The organism is Phyllobacterium sophorae (assembly GCF_003010965.1).
In the GTDB taxonomy this organism is placed as follows: domain Bacteria; phylum Pseudomonadota; class Alphaproteobacteria; order Rhizobiales; family Rhizobiaceae; genus Phyllobacterium; species Phyllobacterium sophorae.
Map to the genome: position 1 here is coordinate 248,453 of NZ_PGGM01000008.1, position 17,899 is coordinate 266,351.

Annotated in this window: 19 protein-coding genes; 10 read left to right on the top strand and 9 right to left on the bottom strand. The window is 55.9% G+C overall.

From position 1 onward, the window contains the following. Positions 1-81: 81 nt before the first annotated feature. The 4 genes from CU103_RS18340 to CU103_RS18355 form a co-directional block, all read right to left on the bottom strand. Entirely contained in the window at positions 82-471 is a 390-nt protein-coding gene (locus CU103_RS18340; protein WP_106665470.1) for a DoxX family protein, read from the bottom strand. A gap of 156 nt (positions 472-627) precedes the next feature. Beyond that, positions 628-807 (bottom strand): Flp family type IVb pilin, encoded by a 180-nt coding sequence (locus CU103_RS18345; protein ID WP_106665517.1) that lies wholly within the window; start codon positions 805-807, stop codon positions 628-630. 193 nt (positions 808-1,000) lie between these two features. Further along, on the bottom strand, positions 1,001-1,276 hold the full coding sequence (locus tag CU103_RS18350; RefSeq protein WP_106665471.1) for a hypothetical protein: 276 nt from the start codon (positions 1,274-1,276) through the stop codon (positions 1,001-1,003). A gap of 82 nt (positions 1,277-1,358) precedes the next feature. Beyond that, entirely contained in the window at positions 1,359-1,700 is a 342-nt protein-coding gene (locus tag CU103_RS18355; protein WP_106665518.1) for a hypothetical protein, read from the bottom strand. Positions 1,701-1,916: 216 nt separating this feature from the next. Between CU103_RS18355 and CU103_RS18360 the strand changes: the two genes are divergently transcribed. The 6 genes from CU103_RS18360 to CU103_RS18385 are packed head-to-tail and all read left to right on the top strand — an operon-like array spanning position 1,917 to position 7,811. Next, positions 1,917-3,272, top strand: coding sequence for an LLM class flavin-dependent oxidoreductase (locus CU103_RS18360; protein ID WP_106665472.1), 1,356 nt, complete (start codon positions 1,917-1,919; stop codon positions 3,270-3,272). 31 nt (positions 3,273-3,303) lie between these two features. Further along, positions 3,304-4,191, top strand: coding sequence for an ABC transporter ATP-binding protein (locus CU103_RS18365; protein ID WP_106665473.1), 888 nt, complete (start codon positions 3,304-3,306; stop codon positions 4,189-4,191). A gap of 1 nt (position 4,192) precedes the next feature. Continuing rightward, positions 4,193-5,272: an ABC transporter substrate-binding protein gene (locus CU103_RS18370; RefSeq protein ID WP_106665474.1), complete on the top strand. Its 1,080-nt coding sequence runs from the start codon at positions 4,193-4,195 to the stop codon at positions 5,270-5,272. 27 nt (positions 5,273-5,299) lie between these two features. Continuing rightward, a complete protein-coding gene (locus CU103_RS18375) occupies positions 5,300-6,142 on the top strand; it encodes an ABC transporter permease (protein WP_106665475.1) in 843 nt (280 codons plus the stop codon). After that, positions 6,142-6,930: an ABC transporter permease gene (locus tag CU103_RS18380; RefSeq protein ID WP_106665476.1), complete on the top strand. Its 789-nt coding sequence runs from the start codon at positions 6,142-6,144 to the stop codon at positions 6,928-6,930. Before CU103_RS18375 ends, CU103_RS18380 begins: the two co-directional genes overlap by 1 nt. Positions 6,931-6,941: 11 nt before the next feature. Continuing rightward, complete coding sequence (locus tag CU103_RS18385) at positions 6,942-7,811, top strand: NADPH-dependent oxidoreductase (RefSeq protein ID WP_210203786.1); 870 nt, start codon at positions 6,942-6,944, stop codon at positions 7,809-7,811. 72 nt (positions 7,812-7,883) lie between these two features. Here the strand turns inward: CU103_RS18385 and CU103_RS18390 are convergent, their stop codons facing one another. The 3 genes from CU103_RS18390 to CU103_RS18400 all read right to left on the bottom strand — a co-directional run bounded on the left by CU103_RS18390 (position 7,884) and on the right by CU103_RS18400 (position 10,090). Continuing rightward, complete coding sequence (locus CU103_RS18390) at positions 7,884-8,708, bottom strand: SAM-dependent methyltransferase (RefSeq protein WP_106665477.1); 825 nt, start codon at positions 8,706-8,708, stop codon at positions 7,884-7,886. Positions 8,709-8,853: 145 nt separating this feature from the next. Further along, positions 8,854-9,228 (bottom strand): YbaN family protein, encoded by a 375-nt coding sequence (locus tag CU103_RS18395; protein WP_106665478.1) that lies wholly within the window; start codon positions 9,226-9,228, stop codon positions 8,854-8,856. Between the two features lie 163 nt (positions 9,229-9,391). Then, positions 9,392-10,090 carry a hypothetical protein gene (locus CU103_RS18400; RefSeq protein ID WP_106665479.1) on the bottom strand — a complete coding sequence of 233 codons (699 nt, stop codon included), beginning with the start codon at positions 10,088-10,090 and terminating at the stop codon, positions 9,392-9,394. A gap of 487 nt (positions 10,091-10,577) precedes the next feature. On the opposite strand from CU103_RS18400, the gene CU103_RS18405 reads away from it, so the two are divergent. From CU103_RS18405 to repC, 4 genes are all read left to right on the top strand, one after another. After that, on the top strand, positions 10,578-11,513 hold the full coding sequence (locus tag CU103_RS18405) for a hypothetical protein (RefSeq protein WP_170117055.1): 936 nt from the start codon (positions 10,578-10,580) through the stop codon (positions 11,511-11,513). A gap of 1,844 nt (positions 11,514-13,357) precedes the next feature. Then, on the top strand, positions 13,358-14,539 hold the full coding sequence (gene repA, locus CU103_RS18415) for a plasmid partitioning protein RepA (protein ID WP_106665482.1): 1,182 nt from the start codon (positions 13,358-13,360) through the stop codon (positions 14,537-14,539). Continuing rightward, positions 14,536-15,567, top strand: a complete 1,032-nt coding sequence (gene repB / locus CU103_RS18420; RefSeq protein ID WP_106665483.1) for a plasmid partitioning protein RepB — start codon at positions 14,536-14,538, stop codon at positions 15,565-15,567. Before repA ends, repB begins: the two co-directional genes overlap by 4 nt. 159 nt (positions 15,568-15,726) lie before the next feature. Further along, positions 15,727-16,941 (top strand): plasmid replication protein RepC, encoded by a 1,215-nt coding sequence (repC, locus tag CU103_RS18425; protein ID WP_106665484.1) that lies wholly within the window; start codon positions 15,727-15,729, stop codon positions 16,939-16,941. A gap of 242 nt (positions 16,942-17,183) precedes the next feature. Here the strand turns inward: repC and CU103_RS18430 are convergent, their stop codons facing one another. After that, positions 17,184-17,510, bottom strand: coding sequence for a hypothetical protein (locus CU103_RS18430; RefSeq protein WP_106665485.1), 327 nt, complete (start codon positions 17,508-17,510; stop codon positions 17,184-17,186). 204 nt (positions 17,511-17,714) lie between these two features. Then, positions 17,715-17,899, bottom strand: a 185-nt coding sequence (locus CU103_RS31765) for a hypothetical protein (protein WP_210203787.1), incomplete at its 5' end; no start/stop codon positions are given.

Consider the following 17,899-nt stretch of genomic DNA (forward strand, 5'->3'; position numbering starts at 1 on the left):
GCATTTTCGGGCCTTACTGGTTGGGACGACGGCCGTCGTCGCTGCCATGACGATGAATGTTGCCGTGCGAGCCAAATTTCGTTAGGTGCATTTTCGCCATGCCTCGATTGACCAGGCACCCGGACCGAAAGCAACGATCGCCAGAAACCCGCCTGCCATGGCGATATTCTTGTTGAAGTTGATGACTTGTTCAAAATTGCTGAAATCGGTGTGGAACAGCATTGCAGTCAGCAGACAAAACCCGGCGAGCGCTGCCGCCGCATAGCGGGTTGCGGAGCCGGCAGCGACGAGGATTCCCCCGCCCAGCTCGGTGACTATGACGAGGGGGAGGAGCGCCGCTGACACGCCGTTGGCTTCCATATAGTTGCCGGTTGCCGCGTAATCGCCAATCTTGCCCCAGCCCTCGATGATGAAGATATAGGCCAGAAACAGCCTTGCAAGCAGCGCGGTGGGTGCCTGAAATCTTTCCATTTTGTCCTCCATAGAATGACGCCCTGCGCGCTGGCCTTGTCAGGCGTCAAAACACTGTAGGTGATCCATTTATTCATCGCCAAAAATGAAAAGGCCACCCGTAGGTGGCCTAAACTTAACAGAGAGGGGCTGCTTGAAGAGCACCCAATGCGCTCATTACTCCGGAGCAGCGCCAGACATAGCTGTGCCGAGGCTTGTGAACGTCGTATTGATGCTCGAACCGAGGGCAGTTGCACCGGCAATGATGCCGACGGAGATGAGGGCTGCAATCAGGCCGTACTCGATAGCAGTTGCGCCGGACTCATCTTTAAGGAAGCGTGCGAAAAGTTTGCTCATGATCATGGATCCCTGTTTGGCTGGTCGTTTGTTGACTTTGGTTTCGTTGAACCGTCGTGAACATAAGTCGCCGGCATTTACAGGGATCTTAAAGAATATGGTTGACGAAAGCTGACTGTTCTTCTTGCTTAATGCCATGTTAGTCGGGTTGTTTGCATTTGTATTAAAATAGTCTGCAAGCACGCTCGGTGGATCAGTGGCCGAGAAAAAAGCGGATGGCATCCAATACGGCGAGGGACACCAATGATGCCGCAAGCGCGATTGCCAGCCCTCTTTCGAAATTGCCAAGGCGGTTGGTCGTCTGGACGAGCTTGCCATCCCAATAGAGGTTGCCGGTCTCTTCATGAACGCCGAACAGGTCGCTGCCCTTGGCCGAAAGCTGTCTGACGCCGCGGGGCCAGTGCGATGGCGCAGGTTCACGCGAAAACCGGCTGTTTCTGAAGTCCGACAAATCAGTTTCTAATCGCATTTCCGTCTCCTCAACAGCCAGCAACACAACAGGGGGTGCGCCAGCAAATCAAGGGGCGACGGTAAGAGATCGCAAGTGTCGGTTAACGCTCGGCCAGCAATCGAAAGGTGTCGATGACAATGGCCAGGAAAACACCTGACCCAGTGGTGATCACTCCGTCTAGAAACAGCCGGCTTGCCCTGTCATAGACCGCTTTCTTCAATGAATCCGTCTTCAGCAGAAAAGCGAGGGATCGCAACTGGAGAACGATGCCGATTGAAATGAGGAGGAGGGTCGGCAGATCAGCAAGTTTCCAGGGTATGGGATTACTTGCCCACTGGGTGAGAAATCCAAGGGAGAAGGAGAGCACCACACCAACCACGGTAATTGTGCCGTTGCGGAAAAGCGTTTCAATGAGATGTTCGTCGTCATCTTTAAGAGTCATTGGCGTCCCCCGAACCTGATCCATCAACAGTCAACTATGTCTCAGACCCGAACACAAGCTCCAACAAATCCGGGCGGCGTTCGAAAAACAACCTCCGGTAGCCGGTGACGGGAAATCAATAAAACCCCGCCGGCGAAATTTTAAAGAATACCATTTCTGTCGTGATTAAAATTTGCAGCCTAGGCTTTCGCAAAGACAGTCATCAGGAAACGGAAAATGAGCAAACGCGCCGGCCAAATGAAACTGGGGGCATTCCTCTATCCCACCGGACATCACATTGCCGCATGGCGTCACCCCCAGGCCCAAGCCGATGCCGGATCCAATTTCGCCCACTACGCCGAACTTGCACGCACCGCCGAGGCGGCAAAATTCGATCTGATCTTCATGGCCGATGGCGTTGGTACGCGTGGCACCGATACCGAAGCGCTCAGCCGCACTGCAATCCGCTATGTGGCCCAGTTCGAACCGCTGACGCTGCTGTCGGCGCTGGCAGCTTTGACGGACCGGGTCGGCTTTGTCGCCACGGCCTCCACCACCTATAACGAACCCTATCACATCGCCCGGAAATTTGCCTCGCTTGATCATATCAGCGGCGGACGGGCCGGATGGAATCTGGTGACCTCGGCGAGCGAGGACGAAGCACACAATTTCAACCGCGAGCACCACGTTGCCCATGCGGAACGCTACGAGCGGGCCGAAGAATTTGCCGATGTCGTTCGCGGATTGTGGGATACCTGGGAAGAGGACGCCTTCCTTCGCGACAAGGAGAGCGGCATCTACTACGACCCCGACAAGCAACATTTGCTCAATCACCGCGGCAAGCACTTCAAGGTCCGCGGGCCGCTCAACGTCGCGCGCGCGCCGCAGGGCCGTCCGGTAATTGTTCAGGCAGGCTCATCGGACCCGGGCAAGGATCTGGCCGCCCGCACCGCGGAAGTCATATTCACCGCGCACCAGAATATGGATGACGCCCGCGCCTTCTATGGCGATGTCAAAGGCAGGCTGGCCCGTTTCGGCCGCTCTCCAGATGATCTGAAGATCATGCCCGGCATTTTCCCGGTGATTGGCAGGACAGAATCGGAGGCTCGCGAGAAATTCGAACAGATCCAGCAATTGATCCATCCGGCTGTTGGTCTATCTCTGCTCAATGGCATGGCCGGGGACGTCGACTTGTCGAAATACCCGCTGGATGGGCCATTTCCGCAAGTAACCGAGACCAACGGGAGCAAGAGCCGTCAGAAGCTGATGGTCGATCTGGCCCGCCGCGAAAACCTGACCATTCGCCAGCTCTATCTGCGGGTTGCCGGCGCACGTGGCCATTGGCAGATCGTGGGCACGCCGCAACAGATCGCCGACCAGATGGAAGAATGGTTCACGTCGGGCGCCGCCGACGGATTTAATGTCATGCCGCCGCACCTGCCTGCCGGTCTTACGGATTTCGTCGAGCACATCGTGCCTGAACTGCGCCGGCGCGGCCTGTTTCGCACCGAGTATGAGGGCCGCACCTTGCGCAGCCATCTCGGCCTGCGCGAGCCGCAGCACCCGGCGCGCTCCGCAGTTGCGGCCGAATAATCCTGTCCATTCAAGCAAGAAAGATGGCGCCATGACCAGCACAGCCCATTTAAGGATCAGCAATGTGAGCCGGAGGTTCCGCGTCAATGGCAGTGATCTTACGGCGCTCGATCAGGTCAGCCTTGACGTTCGAGCCGGCGAATTTGTGACCATTGTCGGTGCGAGCGGTTGCGGCAAGTCGACCTTGCTGCGCCTTGGTGCCGGACTTGACGTCGAGCATGACGGTGTCATCGAACACGGCGGCCAGCCGGTGGAAGGTCCGAGCCTCGATCGCGGGATCGTGTTCCAGGAGCCGCGGCTTTTCCCGTGGCTGACGGTTGAACGCAACGTTGGTCTCGGTCTTGAAAACGCTCCGTTGTCGAAGGCAGAAAAACGCGACCTCGTCGCACAGCAGATCGAACTCGTTGGCTTGACCGGTTTCGAACAAGCCTACCCGCATCAGCTATCGGGCGGCATGGCGCAACGCGCCGGAATTGCACGCGGCCTCGTCAACCGCCCCGATGTTCTTTTTCTCGATGAGCCCTTCGGCGCGCTCGACGCTATTACCAAGGCGCGCCTTCAGGGCGAGTTGCAGGACATCTGGGCGAAGGAACAGGTCACCATGGTGCTCGTCACGCATGATGTGGACGAGGCTGTCTATCTCGGCGACCGCGTTGTGATCATGTCGCCGCGTCCAGGCCGGATCAGAACAATCGTGCCCGTCGATCTGCCGCACCCGCGTGAACGCACCTCATCGCAGCTCGCCGGCATTCGCAACCACGTTCTTGATATTCTCAACAGCACGACAGTCGGTCTGCCCGCGGCAACGGCAGTACAGCCAACACGGCAAAAGCGTCCGCTCGCCAAGTCAATTCCGGCCCATGCCGCGCTCAGAGCAAAGCCATCCGGCAAACCCCTGTTTTCAACGACGGAGATTTAACATGACGTTATCCCATTTCACCCGCCGCGCGCTCATGGCCGCATTTGCCTTGTCTGTATTGTCCTCTTCTGCCGTTGCAGAGGAACCCCTGACGATCAATGTCGGTTATGCCGCGATTGGACTTGATAGCCGCCCCTATGCGGAAGGAACTTCCGCAGCCACAGCGCGCGCCGGCGAGTACCTTGAAAAGGAATTTGCCAACGATCCCAATGTCAAGATCGAGTGGTTTTTCTTCAAGGGCGCCGGACCGGCGGTCAACGAGGCATTTGCCAACAATCAGCTCGATTTTGCCTATCAGGGCGATCTTCCGTCGCTGATCGGCCGTGCCAATGGGCTGAAGACGAAATATCTGTTGGCAAGCGGCGCGCGCAAGCCGCTCTATCTCGCCGCAGCCAAGGATTCGACGATCAAGTCGGTTGGAGACCTTAAGGGCAAGAAAGTCGCCTATCAGCGTGGCACCAACGGCCATTTGGCCGCAATCAAGGTTCTGGAAGCCAACGGCCTGACGGAGAAGGATATTCAGGTCATCAATCTCGACAGCGCCGGAACGGTGGCGGCACTGACCAGTCAGGATATCGACGCGGCCTTTGGCGACACAACGCTGATTAACCTTGCCTCCAAGGGCAATGCCAGGGTGATCTATACCACAAAGGGCGACGATCCCCGCTTTGGTCGTAACGCTGGCATTATCGGCCGGGAGGATTTCATCGACAAGCATCCGGAAATCACTCAGCGCGTCGTGGATGCCTTTGTGAAGGCGGCGCAATGGTCTTCCGACGAACCCAACCGGGCGGCTCTTTTTGAGCTCTGGCACAAGTCCGGCACCCCGATTCCGATCCTCGAGGACTATTTCAGCAATGACAAACTGGCTTATCGCAATTCACCGCTCATAGACGATCTGCTGGTGTCGCAATATGAGGAGCAGGGGACCAAGGCCAGGGAATTCGGGTTGATCCGCCGTAACGTCAGCGTTGAAGGCTGGTTCGAGCCGAAATATCTCAAGGTCTCGCTGGAGAAGCTTGGCCTACAGAAATTCTGGCAGGCCTATGGCGCAAATGGCAAGCCACTCGGCTCATCATAAAGCATCTCAGAAGTTGGTAGCCATCGCATGAGCACCGCATCAAAGAGCGTTTCCGTCGCGCCTGCATCGGCCCAACTCCGTAGGGCGCCACGAAAGCTCTTAAATCGCCGCGCACTTGATCGTTTTGGGATCGCATTGATTGTGCCGTTGGGCCTGCTCCTCGCCTGGTGGATCGCATCCAGCCAGGGCTGGCTACCCGAGCAGATCCTTCCATCGCCAGCTTATGTCTCTTCAACAGCACTGGAGATGGTCACTTCCGGTGAAATCTTCTATCACGCAGGCGCCAGCCTGCAGCGTGTGGTAATCGGTTTTCTCTTTGGCGCTGCTGCTGGTCTCACGTTAGGCATGGCCATGGGTCTGTCACGGCGGGTGGACGATTATGTGAGGCCGTTGTTTTTGGCCTTCGCCCAGATTCCGACCCTCGGCTGGATCCCGCTTTTGATGCTCATCTTCGGCATTGGCGAGGCCTTGAAGATCATCGTCATCGCCAAGGGCGCCCTGGTGCCCATGACGATCAATACCGCAGCGGGTATTCGCGCCGTACCGGCAAGTTTGGTGGAAGTTGGCCATGCCCTGCGGTTCAGCCGCCTGCAAACATTGCGTCTGATCGTTTTACCCGGCGCCGCTCCGTCCCTTTTCACCGGCATCCGCTACGGCCTGACCCATTCGTGGACTGCTCTCGTTGCCGTTGAATTGCTCGCCTCATCCGAAGGGCTTGGCTATCTCCTGGTCTGGGGGAGGCAGATGTTCTGGCTTGATGTGGTGATCGTGGCGATGGTTGCCGTCGGCGCCATCGGCTTCTTGATGGACAAGGGGCTTGATGCTTCCGAAATCCTGGTCCAGCGCTGGAAGCAAGGGGAGGACAGCTGATGTCACTTGCCGCAACCCTTCAAACCAAACGCGCCGTCAAGATACGCCGCGGTTTGACCCTTCCTGTGCTTCTTCTTGCCCTGTGGGAGGTGTCCAGCCATACAGGTCTGGTGGATGCCCGCTTCCTGCCCTCGCTGGAAGATGTTTTTCTGACCGCCAAGCGCGAGCTCATCGACAACAATCTCTTCGGCGAGCTTGGCTTTAGCCTGTTCCGCAATATAGCGGGGTTTTTCATCGGCTCGGTGTTTGGCATCCTCTTTGCAACGCTGCTTGCGCTGTCGCGTTTAGCCGACGCCTTAATCACGCCGACCTTTAACGGATTGAAGCAGATTTCGCTACTGGCCTGGATCCCGCTGATTTCGATCTGGTTCGGCTTTGGCGAGCAGGCCAAAATTGTCTTTGTCGCCATCGCAGCCTTCATCCCGGTTGTGCTCAACACCTATGAAGGCATGCGCAATGCGCCCCGCGATCTGATCGAAGTTGGACACGCGTTGAAATTCACGCCGCTGCAGCGCATCATGCGTATTTTTCTCCCATCGGCGCTGCCATCGATCGCAACCGGCGTTCATCTCGGACTGATCTATTCATGGCTGGCAACCGTCGGCGCGGAATATTTCCTCGCCGTTGGTCCGGGCGTTGGCGGACTGATCATCGCTGGCCGCGAACGTTTTGATATGGCGCTCGTCATGGTTGGCGTGATCATCCTCGGCCTGGTCGGCTTTATTCTTAACCGCCTCGCCGCTACAGTTGAGTCCTATCTCCTGCGCTGGCGCGTCAGTGCGCATTGAAAGTATAACCCATGTCCATTGCCGCCGCGGATCCCGTCAAGCCTGAGGAACGAAGCGGTGAAGATCGCCTCCAAATCCTCCTTCAACAACGATATGGCAATGCTTCAACGCGATCCGCCAGCGTTTCGTGGACACAAACCATCGATACGTTGCTCGGCCACAGGAGTGTACGGTCCTATCTGCCAGAGCCGGTACCGGCAGAGACCCTTGACCTTGCCGTTGCAGCAGCACAATCCGCCCCGACTTCCTCGAACCTGCAGGCCTGGAGCGTCGTTGCTGTCGAGGATGCGGCACGCAAAGCCCGCATCAATGCTGTCGCGGGCAATCAACGCCAGATCGAGCAGGCGCCGCTGCTTCTGGTGTGGCTGGCAGACCTGTCGCGACTGCGCCGCATCGCGGACGGGCAAAGTTCAACTTCCGAGGGCCTCGATTACCTTGAAAGCTTTCTCCTCGGCATCATCGACGCGGCGCTTGCCGCTCAAAATGCCCTCGTCGCACTGGAATCGCTGGGGCTCGGCACCTGTTACATTGGTGCCATCCGCAACGATCCGATCACCGTCGCCAGTGAGCTTAGTCTTCCGGATCAGGTTTTCCCGGTTTTCGGACTGACGGTGGGTTTTCCCGACCCATCCATCAGGACCGATATCAAACCACGATTGCCGCAGACTACTGTGCTGCACCGGGAGCAGTATCGCGATAATCCGGGCCAGGAAGAATTGATCGGCTACAATCAGACATTGCGGACGTTTCAGAAAATCCAGTCCATGGCAACGATCGACTGGTCCGAGCAGATAGCCCGGCGCATTGCTACAAAAGAGTCCCTCAAAAACCGCGACAGGCTTTTGGCAATCCTTAAGGACTTTGGCTTTCAGTTGAAATAAAATGCGGAAAACCTCTAGAGCGCCGTGGGGGATCCTCGTCAAGGTCTCTATTTTTTTGGGACGATAAGAAACTTATGTCCTGGCAATGATCTCAATGGGCGCGATGATCCCGTTCTGAAGCGCGTCCATGACATTTGCCAGGCGCTGTTTTGCTGCCGGCCCCATAATGATGTGCGGGCCCAACGCTGGAGGGCCTTCAATTGCAGCCTTCTCGCGCATTTCACGGCTGAGCTTCAATGCGAGATCAAGGCGATTGTGTTCCTGTTCGATTTGGAAGCCATGCCCCGTCAACAACTTGCGGTAGGTCTCAGGTGTCCTGACGAAGCTGGTTTCAATGGTGTCGGCCCACGGCATAGGAAAGGGAAGCGGCGCATCTTGCAGAGACATGACATCATAGACACCAAAGCGCGCTCCAGGCACCAGCACGCGATTCACCTCGGCAAACAGCGATGCCTTGTCCTCAATGTTCATGCCGACATGGATCATACTTGCCGCATCAAAGCTTCGGTCATCGAAAGGAAGCGCCAAAGCATTTGCCTGATGAAACGCAAGCCTGTCGTCAAGGCCACAACGGTCGGTCAAAGCCTCCGCCACCTCGACAAACTCATCGGTAAGATCAACGCCGGTGACGCGGCATTCATATGTTTCGGCAAAATAGCGTGCGGGTCCACCGATGCCGGAACCGATATCCAAAAGATGCATGTGAGACGCAAGCCCGAGATCCTTGCCGAGCTCGACAGTTGCAGCGCGCCAACCGAGATGTAGTTCGTCCAGCGCCGAAAGGTCGGATGCAACCAGGGTGTCAATATCTTTACCGCTCGCGAGCAATGCGTCGAGAATTGCCCGTTCAAGCGCGCCATGCGTGTAATGTCTGGCAACTTGTTCTTCGGTCGTCATCGACGGTCAATCCTGGAAGAATTCCGCATGCCCGCAATATACCCCGTTCAGGTCCGATACGATACACCAACGTAACGTAACGGCGCTGCAAGACGGGCTATCTATTTTCCAAAAACAGTAAGGCCAAAACAATGTAACAAGCCCACTACGCGGCGATGCTTGGACGGGTAAGGACGTAGGCAGCACAGGCAATAAAGAACACCGCGACCACACCCCCAATGATGGGGGTCGGGCGGGCGAAATAAAAGAAGGCGCCATAGCCGAAGACCATGCCCGCACATGCGATCCATTTCGCGCGTTTTGGCACGGCTCCATATTTGCGCCATTGCACGAGGGTTGGACCAAAGACCGGATGTTCGAGCAGCCACTTTTCAAAGCGCGGTGAAGAGCGGCTGAAACACCAAGCGGCGAGAATGAGGAAGATGGTCGTCGGCACGACGGGCAAAAAAGCCCCGACGAAACCGAGCGCCACCATCACCCATCCAAGCGCGAAATAGAATGTCCGCTTTGTTCCGTTCATGCCCGCGTTTCCTCATGGTGATGCGCAACGGTTTATATTGTCGGCTGCAAAATGTCAGCCCGCCGCGGTAACAGGCCTTGATGAGCAAACATCTTGCTTGTGCATATGCAAACGCCCGGACGAGATGGGTCCGGGCGGTCAAAAAGTTGGTATGCGATCGAAATTAGTCGGCCTTGAGCCGCGTGTTGCAGGCGCTCCAATATTGCGGCCAGGTCTTGCCACCTGTCTTGTTGGCTGCCTTGGCTTTCTGCCACTGCTCGCCGCACTCGCTGATGCGCGCGCGAAACGCAACCTGACCCGGTGACAGTGGCTTGCCGTCGGCCGTGGTTGCTGCCGCAGCTGTCTTGGTCGTGGTCTTGCTTGCAGTGGTCTTGGCTCCGGCAGCGGTCGGCTCATCAGGTACCGCTGCGTCCGAATTATCGGACTTCAGGCTGTCGCTACAAGCCGAGAGGAACTGTGGCCATTTCTGGCCATTGAGCGTACCTGCTTGCTTGGCTGCCTGATACTGCGTGCTGCATTCCTTGGTGACTGCCTTGGCAGACATGCCGCTCGCGGGAGCAGCGGCTGCCGTCCCGGTCTTTTTTGCGTTTGTCGTGGTTTCCTTTGCCTGTTTCTTGGCAGGTGTTTTCGCAGCTGGTGCTGCTGCGTCTGCATCCGGCTTGTCTTCCTTCAACTTGGCGCTGCATTCAGACAGGAACTGCGGCCACTTCTGGCCATTGAGCGTGCCCGCTTCCTTGGCCGCATTATATTGTGTGCTGCATTGCTGTGTGACCGATTGCGCAGCCGCCGGAAGCGTAACAAACGCCATGCCAGCGCCGGCAATCACCGTCGCTGCGAGAATATTGAAACGAAACTGGTTCATCGTCCTGTGTTCCTTGCGATAGGGTTTCGCGTTTTTCCGGGGGCGCATTATGCGTTCCGGTAAACGATGCCACGATGGCTCCTGTCCGTTGAAATGAAATGCCGGATCAAAGCATTTTGCCCATGGAAGTTGCGCTTTGAACGTGGCTGAAAATGTTTTCGGTTCAGGAATTTTGCATGTTGAATGGCACGTAATTCTAACCATTGTCGAAGATCAATGGCATGGTTTGGGCAGCATGACTTTTTCATCTTCTGATTGCAAGGAGAGAGACATTGCTACCGTGGGTATTTAATACATGCGGGGTAGGCCGCGGCAAGAAGCGCTGCTCTTGGCCAAAATGGGTAGCCGCTTGGACAACCCGTTACGACTAATGACTCAGTGTTGTGGAGTTAGGGTTTCACGTACCATTGTGAGCATTAAATAGCCTATCGTCGGTAGCGCGGTCTGGCGGACCGCCCCATCGCCAATTCTGCTGAAAGGACTACTTATGCCAGGCGTATTCATAGATTCCGATCTAAATGATGATGAACGGCGTCGCAGACTTTATTCCGGCGATATTTTCATTTCGTGTGCCACCGACACAACCAGAGAACTCATCGCTCTTGCCAAGAAGATGCTTGATGAAGCCTTTGCGCCGCACGATCCGCGCACCATTCACAAACACATGACGCCGGAAGAGGTTGCTGCAATCCTCTCGACAATGAAGCCGGCATTTATCCACCACCCGGAATGCAAGAGGCTGATTCCCCTCATCATGAAGGAAAGCGGTGTCGATCTCGATAAGCTGTATTTCGACGTGCCGCGGATGCGCTCGGCCTATCCCTCGCACTTTCTGTCATCGGGTATCGCTTACGCGTTTCACCCGCATCGCGACACCTGGTACTCCGCACCAATGTGCCAGCTCAACTGGTGGCTGCCGATATATTCGATCGACCCGGACAATGCGATGGGCTTCTACCCGGACTATTTCAACGTACCGGTCAGGAACAATTCCGAGATCTACAATTATTACGAATGGAACAGCAAGAACCGGGCGACAGCCGCGCAACACGTCAAGACTGACACGCGCGAACAACCAAAGCCGCAGCAGGCGTTGAACTCTCAGTCTCTGCGCTATTTGCCCCCGCCTGGGGGGATCATCATTTTCTCCGGAGCGCAGCTGCACGAAACAGTACCCAATACGACCGAAGTCGCACGCTACAGTATCGATTTCAGGACGGTGCACATCGACGATGTCGTGGCACATCGCGGCGCCGTCAATCTCGACTCGCGCTGCACAGGCACAACCATGCGCGACTACATCTGCGCCGCTGACGGGCGGCCGTTGCCGGAAGAGATCGTCAAGCTTTACGACGATGGCACCGCTACGTCGGACAAGATACTTCGCTTTGGTGATCGTCTTGTTGAAACGCCGGCAGCATGACCGGGCTGTCAGACCAGGTGTTTATCCGGTCGAAATGAAGTTGGGACAGCGTATTGTATAATGCGTTGATAAATAAGTAAATAAACACATAAATGGAAACTAATCTGGAGTTGGTTTCCATTCTAGAGACTCTGTGAGGGGACTGGGTCTCGGGAGGCAGTAGTAGCCCGGCATGGCCCGGGCTGCTATTGCGCTTGATTTGCAAAGGATGTCACCATACGAAAGATCCGTCAACGTCCTTCGTGCGGCGATGGCAGCAGACGCTCAATTGATACCCTGCCCCTTATGATATCCTGGGCTCTAACCAAACGTCATGTCGCTTAGGAACACAATTGCCAAATTGCACTATACGGCAGGTGGCAATCTCTGTGATCAAGTGCGCTGCTCACGCAAATTCCCGGCCAAGTACTCGCATTTCCGTATGCTCAGCGTGTCGCGCTAAAGTTTGATTGTTGAATCCGAACCTCCAGCATGAAGCGCTATCCTATGCATCGCCGATCTTTGCGTCGGTAGTAGGCCGGTGATCCGAATTCCCTCGAGCCTGCGCGTTCAATCATTGCGGATACGCACAAGGCGGTCTGTCGCACGACTGTTTCGACCGGGAGGATATTCATCTGTGTAGTCAAGAGGCGACCGTTTTTGCCAATCACCCCATTGCTCGTGCGCAGTGCGCGCATTTCGCGGCGCTGGGGCCAGACTGGCTGGTATTTTTCTTTCCCACCCTCTTCTTTTAAGGCTTTGTCAGTCCTGAGGACTGCCGCGACTTGCGGTCTAGGACAAGCCTGTCCTTTCGCATCGCCTGTCATCCTTAAGACTCACTGCACTTGGAGTGATCATCTGCAAGGCGTTCGCTGTTTCATCGTTTTCAGCTCGTCTCGCTTCTGGTTCCAGAATCGCGACGCTCGGGACAATGGCTGCGTTGTGATGAGGCGGATGTTCGCTGCCCTTTAGCGCCACTTCAGACTTGATGCCGTCCCTGCAAAGGTCGTTCAAGGCCCTGTCGCTTCACTTTCGGCCAGTGAAATTCGGTTCTTTGAAATGGGTGGATGTTTCCACCGTGAGCCCGTTGGTCGCCGTGCTTAAATTCATGTTGTTGTCGCCTTGCGCAACTCTCGCGGCAAAGCGGCTGGATGCAGCATTGGCGATTTCACCGCGCGGCGGATGCGGTTTGCGAAAAGGCATGCGAGCGCAGTATCGAGCTTGAGCCGCAAGCCGGCGGGCCAAGCCTGCCTGGCCAAGGCCGCAAACAACGTCGCCGTCCAGTTCACCGGCGCGCCGCCGACCGGGAAACATTCGCCAGGGCGGCGGCATCATCACCAAGCTGCTCAAGCCGCGCCGGACGCATGCAGGTGGCGATAACGACCGCGACGGCGCCAAACGACAAGATCGAGAAGGGACACGCACAGGCCAAAGTGTGTTCGCACCATCCAAACGATCGTGACCGGCAAACAGTCACAGATATGATAATTCGCGGAGCTAAAGAAACCGGTCATTTTGGCTCATTGTGGACCGCGACCGCGCCATTATCGACGGGCGTCGTTAGTGAGATTGCAGTTCGTCGAGGTTTCGGATTCTCTGCATCGTAATCACCGGAAAGTTCCCAGCTGGGAACAGCTTTGCAGGCCAACGATGCAGAAAGTTCCCAGCTGGGAACTTTCTGCAAGAGCGACTAGGATGGCATAGCGCATGCCAAAACAACGCGTTTGCTCAGCTTGGCCGAATCGATCTAAAAGTACCTACGCTAGGAACTCGAATTATCGAGATTTCGCGTAGTCAATGTGCGGTTTACTAGGCGTTAACCATCTCGAGCGCTAAGCTAAACGTGACGAAACATGGAGATTCGAGTGACACGTCACTTAAGCAGCCTTGAATTCATGCAGACCTTCTCCACGAAACTGGAGATGGCACTTAATAACTTGAGCCTCGCGCAGTATCCGCCAGACGCCACCAGGGCGATGAGAAAATTTGCCTCGTCAGAAGTGGCTGCATTGCTGGAAGTCACCGAGGCATACATTCGCCAGATTTCATTGAAGGACCGTGGGCCGACGCCGGAAGTGACGGCCAATGGGAGAAGGCTGTACTCGCTTGAGCAAATCCTTGAGCTGAGATTGTATCTTGCTGAACATGGCCGCAAGAAATGGATGAACCCTCGGCGCATTGATGGTGAACAATGCCAAATTATTGCGGTGACGAACTTCAAAGGCGGCTCCAGCAAAACCTCGACGACGATTCATCTCGGCCACTATCTCGCGCTTCGCGGCTATCGCGTCCTGGCGGTCGACATGGACCCGCAGGCTTCCCTGACAAGCCTGCACGGCGCCCTGCCTGGTTTCGATTATAGGGAAGGGGAAACCCTTTACTCCGCGATCCGGTTCGAGGATCCCATTCCAACAGAACAGATCGTCCAACCTACGCATATTGCTGGGTTTGATGTTATTTGCGCCGGGCTTGAGCTAACCGAGTTTGAAACCGCCGTCGCCCTGGAAATGAGAAAGTCAGGTGGGACAAGTTTTCTTCTTCGTGTGTCTCAGGCGTTGGAGCAGATTATTGAAAAATATGATGTGATCCTGCTCGATTGCGCACCTTCGCTGAATTTCCTCACGCTTTCATCCTTGACTGCAGCAACCGGGGTTTTGATCCCGGTTCCAGCCCATATGCTCGATGTCGATTCAACGGGCAAATTTCTAGAATTGGCTGCATCCTATATGCAAATTCTCGATGAAGTGGGGACATCGGCGCAATGGGATTTTGCGAAGTTCCTGATCACAAAGTTTGAACCGAATGATCATCCCCAGGCCAATATGCAAGCGCTGATGCGGCAAGTGTTTGGCGATGATCTCCTGCTCCACACCGTCATCAAGTCAACTGCAGTTGCTGATGCTCTGACTTGGAAGCAGAGTCTTTACGAAGTTCAACGAGCGCGATTCTCGGCTCCGAAAACTTATGACAGAGCAATTGAGTCCATAAACGCAGCCAATGCTGAGATTGAAGCATTGCTTTGGCAAGCATGGGGACGTGAGCAATGAGCCGGAAAGATTCAAAGAGTATGTTTGCAAACGTACTTGGCCAGCTTGGCAATGATATTTCTCAGCCGACCGGGCATTCGAAGTCATCCTCTCCGCACCTCTTGAAGGTTGCTGCGGGAGTGCGCCACATTCAGGAGCGCAGCGATCTCGCCGATCGGTTGTTGAAAGATGCCGAACATATCGTCGAGCTTGATCCGGCGACGATTGAGCCGTCATCAATCGTCGATCGTTACGATCCTGCCTACGAAGAGATCGCCATAGGGGAAATTGCGCAATCAATGCGCGAACGGGGACAGATCGTTCCTGGTCTGGTCCGACCCATTCCAGGCAAGGCCGGGCGTTTTCAAATCGTCTACGGTCGCCGCAGATTGGCGGCAGCCAACCAGCTCGGGATCAAATTCAAGGCAGCGATCCGCGAACTGACCGACGAACAGGCCGTCATTATCCAAGGCGAGGAAAATACTGCGCGCGAGGATCTGTCATTCATCGAAAAGTGCTCCTTTGCACTCGCGCAGGAACATGCCGGCTTCAAGCGCGATGTAATCTGCTCGTCCTTGTCGACCAACAAGTCGCACGTATCCGAGATGATCAAAATCGCCTCGGCAATTCCACGTGATACGCTCTTGAAAATTGGAGCGGCGCCAGAAATTGGCCGGCCGCGCTGGATCGAATTTGTCGAAGCGTGGGAGCGCGCGAGCAGCCCCAAAGCCCTGACCGACGATGTCATGTCGCATCGTTCTTTCCCTGATCTTTCAAGCCGTGATCGTTTTGCCGCGGTCATGAAGGCGTTAAGTCCAAAGGAACACGCCACCGGCACCATGAAGGAACCGAAGAGGGCAGAGTTGCGCTCAAAAGGCATCACTTTGGCGAGAATTAGCTATGCACCATCAGGCGTAAAGCTGAATTTCATGAAGAACGTGCCAACAGAATTCGTTGATTTTCTCTTGGCTCGCATTGAGAACTTGCACGAGGATTATCTCTCCCAGACCTCCCGGGCAGAGAAAAACGAACAGTCACAGGAGAACTGAAGCCGCAAAAGAAAAAGGCCCCCAAACGACGTAGTCGCGGAAGCCCTTCTCATAAGTCTGAACAGCTAGAGAATCGCATTTCCCCGAATCACTGTCAAGAGTGTTGATCGTCGTTTTGGCGAGCGGAAGTCTTTTGCCTTTTTGAAAGGTGAAACGGAGATGCTTGGAAATCTCATAACGACGCCCTTTGGGCGGCGATCGATGTCGCTTGGCCAATTGAAAATCCAGGCTCAAGCCCAGGACATCGAAGCGGGCAAGACCGCCGACAAGTGGCAGGTGTATCGCTGGCTGTGCGAAGGCAAGGAAATCATCGGCGTTGGCGACCGCTCGCTGGCGGTGCTCAACGCTTTGCTGTCGTTCCTGCCCGATAATGAACTGTCGGCCGACAACGGCCTGGTGGTGTTTCCCTCCAACGTCCAGCTGTCGATGCGCGCCCATGGCATGGCCAATGCCACCTTGCGCCGGCATTTGGCGGCCCTGCTCGAATGCGGTCTGATCACGCGCAAGGACAGCCCCAACGGCAAGCGCTACTCCCGCAAGGGCAGGCGCGGGGAGATCACCGACGCGTTCGGCTTTTCCCTGGCACCCTTGCTGGCCCGTGCAGAAGAGCTGCAGCAGGCCGCCGAGAGCGTGCGGGCCGCCTCCCGGGCCCTGAAGCTGGTGCGCGAGCGCATCACGCTGCAGCGGCGGGATATCGCCAAGCTCATCGAGGTTGCCGTTGCCGAAGACGTTTGCGGCGACTGGGGGACGCTGTGGACGCGGTTTCGCGCCATTGTCGAGGCAATCCCGCGCCGGGCAGCGCTTGAGGCCCTGGAACCGATCCTGAGCGATCTGGCGGCGTTGCATGACGAAGTGGCTATGCTGTTGGAAAAGCATGTAAATGCTGAAAATCCGAGCGCCAATGAGTCTCAGAATGATCCGCAACAACAGATTACAGAATCTAGTATAAAATTTGATCTTGAACCTGGCTTGAGAAACAGCCAAGGGCCGAAATCCGCGCTGGCAAAAACCAAGGCTGAGGATGCCACAAAGGCCTATCCGCTCGGATTGGTGATGAAGGCCTGTCCGGAAATCGCCGACTATGCGGCAAACGGCATCAGCATCTGGCGCGATTTGATGACCACGGCGGCCCAAGTGCGGGGGTACCTCGGCATTTCTCCCTCGGCCTATGAGGAAGCGCTTGACGTCTTCGGCCAGGAAAACACCGCCGTCGTCATCGCCTGCATTCTGCAGCGGTCCCAGCGCATCAATTCTGCCGGCGGTTATCTGCGGGCCTTGACCGAAAAGGCAAGGGCAGGGGAGTTTTCCATCGGGGCAATGCTGATGGCGGCGTTGAAGGCAAATGGCGTGCATCCGCAACTGGTGACGACATGATAGGATCCGTCGAGCTGCCAGGCATCGGTTGCGTGTTGTTGCAGAGGCGCCATGGTTGGCGTTTGGCCGGGCGGGCCGTCTTCCGTCGAGCAAAAGGCGAGTGCCGCCAGCAGCGCAAAACACATGACGAGGGCAAGAAGGACGAGGTATTGTTGTCTCATCCGTTTTCTCCAGCGACTTTGGAACACTTCGACGCCCATCGTTCCGCTGTCACATGAAATTGGACCAGAGTGTCCCCAAATTCAAATTGCCTGGTCTTGGTTCGTGGGCTTTTTGAGCGGTATCCTGCTTTGACCGCCACCATCGCTGCCCGGTGTCTCAAGGTAACGTCGGTAGGTTCTGCACACTTGGTCGGCTGCCCGTTGCTTCGATGCCTGGTGACCACTCACTATGCCTTGGCGAAACTGTGAATGACCGAGCAGAAAAATCCAGCGCCAGCGACCTTTGAGCGGACCTCCATCGATGCGATAGATCCGGCCAACATCAATCCCGTTCACGCCCATTGCCGTGAACTCACGCGACGGCTCCTGAGGTTCAACGCCGGTTCTCTGCCAGACAATGTCATCCATGTGCTCTCAACGCGGGTTGAGAAAGATCGTTTCATCAGAAGAAATGGTATTTGTAAATAATGCGGATGAGAGGATGGCGCGGATGCTCCGCGACCTGCCTTGACCAGCTTAGAGTGCGGCCCGAAGTCACCACCGGGAAAATGTCTCATGCATGTCCGATCAGCAGAAGCTAATTAGCGTTTTGCTGCCGTATGGACAGAACTATTAATGCAAACAGAGTGTTACGTCTTGAGGATTGGTCGCAGTGAATTCAACCCGGGATGGTAAGCGGGGCAGATTTGGCGGCAGTGGCGCATTGCTGGGCAATTGTGCCGTTGAGGTAGTGCTACCATAATCGGGAACGGCACGTAAGAAGGTGTCCGCGCCGACGATGGAAAAAACCACATGAT